Annotated in this window: 13 protein-coding genes; 3 read left to right on the forward strand and 10 right to left on the reverse strand. The window is 39.4% G+C overall.

Annotated elements, in window-relative coordinates:
• Positions 1-736: late competence protein ComER (comER, locus tag AC1DUW_RS16120; RefSeq protein WP_477642958.1), on the forward strand; the 736-nt coding region annotated here is incomplete at its 5' end.
• A 102-nt stretch (positions 737-838) separates the two neighbouring features.
• Here comER and AC1DUW_RS16125 read toward each other — a convergent pair.
• The 8 genes from AC1DUW_RS16125 to AC1DUW_RS16160 are packed head-to-tail and all read right to left on the reverse strand — an operon-like array spanning position 839 to position 5,851.
• Complete coding sequence (locus AC1DUW_RS16125) at positions 839-1,582, reverse strand: class I SAM-dependent DNA methyltransferase (RefSeq protein ID WP_056528588.1); 744 nt, start codon at positions 1,580-1,582, stop codon at positions 839-841.
• Positions 1,579-1,935 (reverse strand): ribosome silencing factor, encoded by a 357-nt coding sequence (gene rsfS, locus AC1DUW_RS16130; RefSeq protein ID WP_053347024.1) that lies wholly within the window; start codon positions 1,933-1,935, stop codon positions 1,579-1,581. Before rsfS ends, AC1DUW_RS16125 begins: the two co-directional genes overlap by 4 nt.
• On the reverse strand, positions 1,935-2,507 hold the full coding sequence (gene yqeK / locus AC1DUW_RS16135) for a bis(5'-nucleosyl)-tetraphosphatase (symmetrical) YqeK (RefSeq protein WP_477642959.1): 573 nt from the start codon (positions 2,505-2,507) through the stop codon (positions 1,935-1,937). The genes rsfS and yqeK overlap by 1 nt, the downstream gene beginning before the upstream one ends.
• On the reverse strand, positions 2,497-3,066 hold the full coding sequence (locus AC1DUW_RS16140) for a nicotinate-nucleotide adenylyltransferase (RefSeq protein WP_053347026.1): 570 nt from the start codon (positions 3,064-3,066) through the stop codon (positions 2,497-2,499). Before AC1DUW_RS16140 ends, yqeK begins: the two co-directional genes overlap by 11 nt.
• An 11-nt stretch (positions 3,067-3,077) precedes the next feature.
• Positions 3,078-3,368 (reverse strand): ribosome assembly RNA-binding protein YhbY, encoded by a 291-nt coding sequence (gene yhbY, locus AC1DUW_RS16145; protein WP_477642960.1) that lies wholly within the window; start codon positions 3,366-3,368, stop codon positions 3,078-3,080.
• A complete protein-coding gene (gene aroE, locus AC1DUW_RS16150) occupies positions 3,362-4,204 on the reverse strand; it encodes a shikimate dehydrogenase (protein ID WP_053347028.1) in 843 nt (280 codons plus the stop codon). The genes yhbY and aroE overlap by 7 nt, the downstream gene beginning before the upstream one ends.
• A 19-nt stretch (positions 4,205-4,223) precedes the next feature.
• Positions 4,224-5,333, reverse strand: a complete 1,110-nt coding sequence (gene yqeH / locus AC1DUW_RS16155) for a ribosome biogenesis GTPase YqeH (protein WP_376183085.1) — start codon at positions 5,331-5,333, stop codon at positions 4,224-4,226.
• Positions 5,330-5,851: a YqeG family HAD IIIA-type phosphatase gene (locus AC1DUW_RS16160; protein ID WP_053347030.1), complete on the reverse strand. Its 522-nt coding sequence runs from the start codon at positions 5,849-5,851 to the stop codon at positions 5,330-5,332. The genes yqeH and AC1DUW_RS16160 overlap by 4 nt, the downstream gene beginning before the upstream one ends.
• Positions 5,852-6,315: 464 nt before the next feature.
• Here AC1DUW_RS16160 and AC1DUW_RS16165 point away from each other — a divergent pair, with 464 nt between their 5' ends.
• Positions 6,316-6,456, forward strand: coding sequence for a sporulation histidine kinase inhibitor Sda (locus AC1DUW_RS16165; RefSeq protein WP_082527682.1), 141 nt, complete (start codon positions 6,316-6,318; stop codon positions 6,454-6,456).
• Between the two features lie 57 nt (positions 6,457-6,513).
• Here AC1DUW_RS16165 and AC1DUW_RS16170 read toward each other — a convergent pair whose 3' ends face one another.
• On the reverse strand, positions 6,514-7,299 hold the full coding sequence (locus tag AC1DUW_RS16170) for a phosphatidylserine decarboxylase (RefSeq protein WP_053347031.1): 786 nt from the start codon (positions 7,297-7,299) through the stop codon (positions 6,514-6,516).
• Between the two features lie 135 nt (positions 7,300-7,434).
• Here AC1DUW_RS16170 and pssA point away from each other — a divergent pair, with 135 nt between their 5' ends.
• A complete protein-coding gene (gene pssA, locus AC1DUW_RS16175) occupies positions 7,435-7,974 on the forward strand; it encodes a CDP-diacylglycerol--serine O-phosphatidyltransferase (protein ID WP_053347032.1) in 540 nt (179 codons plus the stop codon).
• 64 nt (positions 7,975-8,038) lie between these two features.
• Here pssA and AC1DUW_RS16180 read toward each other — a convergent pair.
• On the reverse strand, positions 8,039-8,613 hold a 575-nt coding region (locus AC1DUW_RS16180; protein ID WP_477642961.1), incomplete at its 5' end, for a M3 family metallopeptidase.

The raw sequence follows: 8,613 nt of genomic DNA on the forward strand, positions 1-8,613 counted from the left end.
CATTACAAATAGAACGCTCTCCAAAGCATTGGTGCTGAAAGAAAAGCATCCCGGTATCGAGGTAGCGAAAAGCGCCGCCGAGATCGTCCAACAGGCAGACTTTATTTTTCTCTGCGTAAAACCATTACAAATTCACAGCCTTTTACAGGGCATCAAACACCATATAAAAAGAGAACAACTACTTATCTCCATTACAAGCCCGCTTTCAGTGGCACAGCTTGAATCAGAAGTGAATGCTCCATGCGCCCGTTTTATCCCAAGCATAACGAACCGTGTGGGATCAGGGGTATCGTTACTGAGCTTCAGCAAAGGGTGCAGCAAAGAGACACAGCAATCCTTATTTAATCTGGCATCTGCCATATCGGCACCGGTCATCATTGAAAATGATATCACCCGGGTAGCTTCCGACATTGTAAGCTGCGGACCTGCCTTCTTTAGCTTTTTAGCACAAGCTTTTATTGAAGCCGCATGTCAAACAACGAAGATAGATAAAGAAACCGCAACGACTTTGACCGAGAACATGCTGATTGGGTTAGGTGAATTGCTTGGTAAGGGAGTTTACACATTACCGACCTTACAGGAAAAGGTTTGCGTAAAAGGTGGGATCACAGGGGAAGGAATTAAGGTTTTAGAAGCTGAAACCGGAGAAATGTTTCATCATCTGTTTCAAGCGACACACGAAAAATTCGCAGAAGATCTTCACGAGGTTGAAAAACAATTTGGCCATCCTTATTAATATTCGCATCCAAAATCTATTCTCCTTCTAAAAATATAAAAAAATAAAGGGTCAGGCCTCCTTTCGCACAGTGTTGTACGATAGGAGGCCTGACCCCTTAATTTATTTTCTTGCTACAAATAAGATTCTTTCGGTTTCTTTACCGACCGGTGCTTCTTCAAGGTCCGCCAGAAGTTCAGAAACTTCAAAACCTGCTTGTTGCAACCATTTTTTATATTGCTCTACCGGATAGGTACGCTGATAATGCAACTCATCAAAACGGTCGTACAAGCCACTATCATTGTCCCTCACGAAAAAACTTAAATCATGTTCAACACTGTATGCTTCTTCACCCGGGAAGCAATCCCAAATATAGGAGACCTCTTCATCATTGACGGCAAACGTATTATTGTGAAAGATTTCTTCCATCTTATAAATAGTATGAACATCAAACAAAAATAATCCGCCATCCTTCAGATGTTCATGCACCCTGGAGAACGTTTTTGCAATATCCGCTTCCTCACGTAGATAGTTCAACGAATCACAAAAAATCGTGACACAGTCATATAGACCAAGCCCTTCGAGTTCTGCCATATTCTGCTGAAAAAAGGGAATCGATAACCCTAGCTTCGCCGCTTTCTCATTGGCAACCATCAACATTTCATCAGACAAATCTACACCAGATACATCAAATCCATGCTGCGCCAGTTCTACTGTTATTTCTCCTGTGCCGCATGCTAAGTCCAGGACTTTCCTTCCACCAATTCCGTACTGTTCCAGCTTCGCCGTCAGGATCATCAGCCATTTTTCATAGGGAGCGTCCTTCATCAATTCATCGTATACATAGGCAAAGCGTTCGTAAGTCATGGAGTCAATTCACTCTCTAGATCTTCAAAAGGTGCATCTCCCCATAAACGTTCAAGGTTATAATAATTTCTTTCATCCTTATGGAAAATGTGGGCTACAACATCTCCAAGGTCTACAAGTACCCATTTCGCTTCCTCAAAACCTTCAAGGCGTTTTACATTGATCCCTGATTCGTCTGCTTTGCTCTTCATTTCTCGAGCTATAGCTTGTACTTGTTTTTCAGAATTACCATGACAGATTAAAAAGTAATCCGCCACCAAAGAAATACCTTGCATATTTAGAGCAACGATATCCTCCGCTCTTTTATCGTCCGCCGCTTTTGCTGCAATTACAAGAAGTTCACGTTCAGTCATTACATCTTCTCCTTCAAATTCATGATTAAATCATTATATGTCTTAAATGTATCAGGGTAAATTGCCTGATTTCTTTTCATTAAAAATACAACTGTATTCCTTAAAGCTTGAATGACAGCACGATCCAAGCTTTCCTTTGCTGTCTGCCTTACTTCGTCGACTCCAGGAAAAGAACGCCCAGGCTCAATATAGTCAGCAAGATATACGACCTTATCCAAAAGGCTCATACCGACCCTGCCTGATGTGTGATAGGCAATCGCATCCAATATTTCACGGTCAGTGATACCGGCTTCTTTTTCTACCAGATAAGCCCCTACAGGAGCATGCCACAGTTCCATATTGAATTCAAGTAAATCTGGCGCCATTTTTTCAGAGATTATTATTTGCTCCATTTCCTCTTTTGGACGAAATTTTGCGTAATCGTGGAAAATAGCTGCCAGTTCCGCTTTTTTGACATCTGCCCCATACAGTTCGGCAAGTTCTTTTGCTGACTCGACCACGCCCAACGTATGAATATACCTGCGCTCGGTTATTTGTTCTTTGACGAGCGCTAATGCTTTCTCACGATTCATATAAACCATTCCCTTTAATATACTTCACCACTGGATCTGCTATTAAATATTTCACGGTTTTTCCTGTTCGCAATTTCCTTCGTATCATAGAGGAAGAAATGAACATTTGTGGAACCTTCACCATCGTGATTGGATATTCTGTCTTTTCATTATAGCCGGGACGTTTCACTCCGACAAAATTGACTAGGTGCATAAGCTCGTCGATCCGGTGCCAATTAGGTAAATACTCAATCATATCTGCACCTATTATAAAATAAAATTCATTGCTTGGTTCGCGTTCTTTCAGCAATTTAATCGTATCATACGTATAGGATGTGCCTTTTCTTTCTATTTCAATATCCTCAATATAAAAAGATGGGTGTCCAGCTATGGCATTTTCCAACATAGCCAACCTGTCCATATCGGTTACTTCCTCCGTTTTTTCCTTGTGAGGAGGAACATGATTTGGCATGAATCTAATTTCATCTAACTCTAGAGCATCCAGCACTTCATTAGCTATAATTAAATGACCGATATGAGGAGGATTGAATGTACCGCCAAGAATTCCAATTTTTTTCATAGATAGGTTCCTTAAGGTAGTTTAAGTTGTTTGTTTTCTTTTGATTCTTTATATAACACAATTGTGTTACCGATAATTTGAACCAATTCTGCTCTTGCCCCTTTTGATAATGCAAGACCCACATCATTACGGTCTTCTTCACAGTTTTGCAATATGCTAACCTTGATTAGTTCGCGTACTTCTAGCGCCTCACCAATTTGTTTAATGAGATTTTCATTAACCCCGCCTTTTCCAACTTGAAAAATTGGATTTAGGTGATGGGCCTTTGATCGTAAAAATCTTTTCTGTTTACCTGTTAACATGTGTTACCTCCTAGTTTGTTCGAGACAATATCTGTCATTCTTGCTGTATTAGGCATGATGCCCGTCCATATCTCAAAAGCGAGCGCACCCTGGTAGACAAACATACCAACACCATTTTGCGTTTCCGCCCCTTTTTCCCTCGCTTCACGAAGCAATTTCGTTTGCAAAGGGTTATAGATGATGTCACTGACAAATGCATCAGCCTTCAATTGGTCCAACTTCAACGGAGAATGTTCAATGTGCGGACTCATTCCAGAAGAAGTTGTTTGGATGATTAAATCATATTGTGATAAGCTTTCTTCCGCTTCGGCAATCGTGAGCGCCTTTGATTCTTTATCATATGGGCAATCAGAAACAAGGTGGGCTGCTGTTTCCTTTGTCCGGTTTGCAATATCAACGTGCTTTACACCTTCTTTTACAAGTGTAAAATAAATCGCACGTGCAGCACCGCCCGCTCCGATCACTAACGTTTTTTTAGCCTTAATGTCACCTGATATTTCATCGCATAAAGATTTATAAAATCCTATTCCGTCTGTATTATACCCTATAAATCGTCCATTTTCGTTAATAACTGTATTAACCGCTCCAATTGCAAGGGCCAGCTCATCTACTTCATCAAGAAGTGGGATGACCGTAGTTTTATGAGGAATCGTGATGTTAAACCCTGCTACACCAAGGGCTTTCATACCCTGTACCGCTTCAATCAAGCTCTCTGGTTTTACATGAAAATGGTGATAAACCGCTTCTATATTTTCTTTTTCAAATGCATCATTATGAATGTCCGGAGACATCGAATGCGCAATTGGATCTCCTATTACCCCATATATCTTATTCATAGACAGACGACCCCTATATTTAGATTAATGATTTACGAACTATGACGTTCACACCTTTTGGAACGTGCGCAACGATCTTCGCACCTGGTTCATTGACAGTTACCCAGCCAAGGCCTGAAAACACAATATCCATTTTACCATCTTTTAAGGAGAATTCATGAGGAACAAGCTTCGGAAATTCTTCCATCTGTTCAGGACGCGGAGGCGTCAGCAATTCTCCTGCATGATTTTTATATAATTCATCCGCTTTTTCCAGTTTTGTCCGGTGGATATTTAATTCATTCGAAAGATAGCAAGTCAGCGAGCGTCTGCCACCCGAAACATAGTCCAACCGAGCCAAACCGCCGAAAAATAGCGTTTGCTCTTCATTCAGCTGATACACTCTCGGCTTGATTTCCTTCTTCGGCATAATCACCTTGAAATCACGTTTATCTACATAATGAGCCATTTGATGATGATTAATGATTCCTGGTGTATCGATCAAGGCATGTCCATCATCTAGAGGAATTTCAATCATATCCAAAGTTGTGCCTGGAAAATGAGAAGTCGTGATGATATCCCCTTCACCACTCACTTCTTTAATAAGACGGTTGATGAAAGTCGATTTACCAACATTCGTACAGCCAACAACATAGACATCTTTATCCTGACGATACCGTTCAATCGCATCAGCAGCTTCAAGAATATGCTTTCCTTTTTCGGCACTGACAAGGAGAACATCAACCGGATTCAATCCCAGTTCCTTCGAAGATTGTTTCATCCAATTAATCAATTTGTTCGGCTTTACTGATTTGGGCAGTAAGTCCACCTTATTCCCAATTAAGAGAACATCATTTCTGCCTACAAAGCGATGAAGGCCCGGCAGCCAGCTTCCATTGAAATCAAAAATATCGACGATTTTGACGATTAATGAATCGGTTTCGCCTACTTTATTCAAGATTTTCAAGAAGTCATCGTCTGTTAAGGAAACATCCTGAACTTCGTTATAATGTTTCAGTTTAAAGCAACGCTGACAAACAATGCTCTCTTTTTCAAGTGCTGATTTAGGCGCAAAGCCTAATTCCTTCGGATCTTCCGTCTGGACCTTAACGCCGCAGCCGATGCACACTAATTCTTGATGATTGTTCAATTGTGCTCCTCCCATTCTATCATTCCTTTTCGTTTAAAAAACGCCATAATCTTTCTTTCAAAATAACGATTGATTTTCGTTCTGAATTCGTCAGTCTGTGCGACAGGGACCACTAGGATGGTATGAAACCCACCTCTATTTCCGCCCAATACATCCGTCAATAACTGATCGCCGATTACCACTGTTTCCTCTACCTTCAATCCCATCGCCTTACGGGCTTTATGGAAAGCTTTCGCCATCGGCTTTCTAGCCTGAAAAATAAATGGAATATGAAGCGGATCGGAAAAAGCACGTACCCGTTTTTCATTATTATTGGACACAATCGTCACTAAAATCCCATGGTCCCGCATATTGTCAAACCATTTGATTAAATCAGGGGTAGCGGTCGGCCTGTCCCATTCAACGAGTGTATTGTCTAAATCAGTAATAACTCCCTTAATCCCTCTTTTTTTCAAATCTTGAGGATCTATATTAAAAATGCTTTTAACATGTTCACTCGGCAAAAATAATTTAAGCATATTGACACCTCTATAATTTTCATAAAATTTACCGTCTCCATCATATCGAATTTTTGGCTTACTTTCAAAAAAAATTAGGAACGAAGGGCTATCGGTAAAAAATCATCATAATGTAAGTTTTCTAATATGGAAAGGCATTTTTCGAAAAGACTAGAAAATCCAACTGTCTGAACAGACGAAAGAACTAATTATTACTAAAAGAATTCGACAAAAATTTCATTAACCTGACCTGTGGATAACTTTACTAACATTTTCCATACTGTTGTGTATCTATTCGTTCACCTTGTAAACAACTTAACCACAGGTTATCCACTTTCATCTGTGGATAACAGAACGATTGTTCTCTACGTTTATTTYTGATACAGTAGGGGTACATCATGGATGACCTACTAATATATGCAAGTAATTACAAAAATATTCCTCGCAATCCCTACTGGAGGTGAGCAGCCGTAAATGGCGTTCTGATGCAAAAACTATCTGATGATCTGTTGCTGGAATCCTATTTTAAAGCGCAATATTTAAAGTTAAGTACCGATTTCATCCGCCTCATAGAAACGGAAATTCATCGAAGATCTTTGACACATAAAATCCGATCAATATTATAAAATGAAATACATAGGCTGACAAAACATGTCAGCCTTCTTATTTTTATTTGATGATTATTAAACGACTCTCATGTACCCAATCTTTTCACCGACACGGACATCAGCGGGAATCGATAAGTTTTCATCGAGTTGATAACTGTTTTTCTCAAAAAGCATCACGACTGTTGACCCAAAACTGAAATAAGAAAATTCCTGTCCTTTTTCTAAGTGATTCGATTCATCAGTAATAACGATGGAATTAATATACATGGCACCGACTTTCACCATTGCTAAACATCCCGCCTCATTTTGAAGCTCTGTTATTGTACGATAATTTTTCGATAATGGCTCTTTTCCATATTTCATTCCCCATTTATTAACAGGGTAAGATTTCTTTCCAAGCGTCCAGCGTTTTACCACAGAACCCGAAATAGGCGCATGAATCCTATGATAATGACTCGGGCTTAAGTATAACACGAGATATTTACCACCTAGGTACTTTTCTAATAAAAGCGCATCCCCTAGCATTTCCTCTATCGAATATACTTTCCCTTTTACTACAATTTTTTTATCCGCTCGAATTTCCCCTGCATCCTCGAGCACACCATCTACAGGACATGCTACTGCAGAAGATTCCACCGTAATTGGCCTTGCCTCCCGCTTTAGGTGTCTTGTAAATAACTCATGCAGATTGTTGTAAGTTTTTAAGTCCTTACCAAATTCTTGTTGATTAAGGTTAAACGTTTTTACATAAAATAAAATCAACGGCTTACTCCAACGAGATTGGCTAAAATGCTTTAATATACCTGACGAATACCTTCCATTCGTCAGTTCAATAAGAATACGATAAAAAGATTGATACAAATAAAACCACTCCAAATTGTAAAATAATTCTAAAACCCCTTGCATAAATTGTGTTAAATAAAATATTATTATATAATAAATACTTATGTTTACTATATTTTGTTTTTATTTGTTTTATTTGAAAGGAGTGAAAAGATGTTTTTATTACACGCCCTAGATCAAACCATTAAAAAAGTGAAAGCCCAAACAGCAAATATACTTACTTTAATGAATTTATCCCTTGGTGGATTTGCAATAATTGCCGTAATGCACGGCGAATTGAATTTAAGCTTGCTTTTAATTTTCCTAGCTGCCCTTGCAGATCGCTTTGACGGTATGGTTGCCAGGAAGTTTAACATTGAATCGGAATTAGGTAAGCAACTTGATTCCATGTGCGATATTATTTCTTTTGGCGTTGCACCAGCTCTATTATTATACCAAGGAATTTTAATAGAATTCGGAGCTCCAGGCACACTATTTACGGTTTTTTACATCGGCTGTGGCGCATTTCGTCTAGCCCGTTTTAACATCAGTGAAAGCAATGGATATTTTACCGGCGTTCCGATTACCGTTGCAGGCTGTTTAGCCACCGTTAGTTATTTAGCCATTCCTTATCTTCACCCGGTCTTTTTCTTATCCCTCATGATTATATTATCATTACTTATGGTCAGTCCATTTAAACTGAAAAAAGTGTAAATGGGAAAGCGGATGTCCTAAACCGGACATCCGCTTTTTTGTTCTTATTTTAACTAGACCAAGTTTATGCTTTTTGAACGAGAGGATCGGTCAAACGCATGAACTCTTCGACATCCTCCAGACAGGCAGTAACCGCTTCTTCCCAAAAATCACGGGTAGTTAAATCCACGCCTAAATGTTTCTCTGCCAAGTCCTCGACCTTCATGGAACCGGTGTCCTTTAGTAAAGCAATATATTTTTCTTCAAACCCAGAAGGTTCTTTAAGCGCATTCGCGTAAATGCCTAATGAGAACAAGAATCCGAATGTGTATGGGAAATTATAAAACGGTACACCTGTAATATAGAAATGAAGCTTTGAAGCCCAAAACGTTGGATTATACTCACTTAGCGCATCACCATAGGCTTCTTTTTGCGCTTCAACCATTAGTTCATTTAAGCGTTCGGCACTGACATATCCCTGTTTTCTCTCATCGTAAAATCTTGTCTCAAATAAGAAACGAGCATGGATATTCATCAACAATGACACAGAGCGTTGAATTTTATCTTCTAAAAGAATCAGCTTTTCTTCCTCATTTGTCGCTTCTTTCACTGCTGCATCCGAAACGACCATCTCTGCAAACGTTGAGGCTGTTTCAGCCA

This window comes from Peribacillus sp. P4_C12 (genome assembly GCF_056402095.1).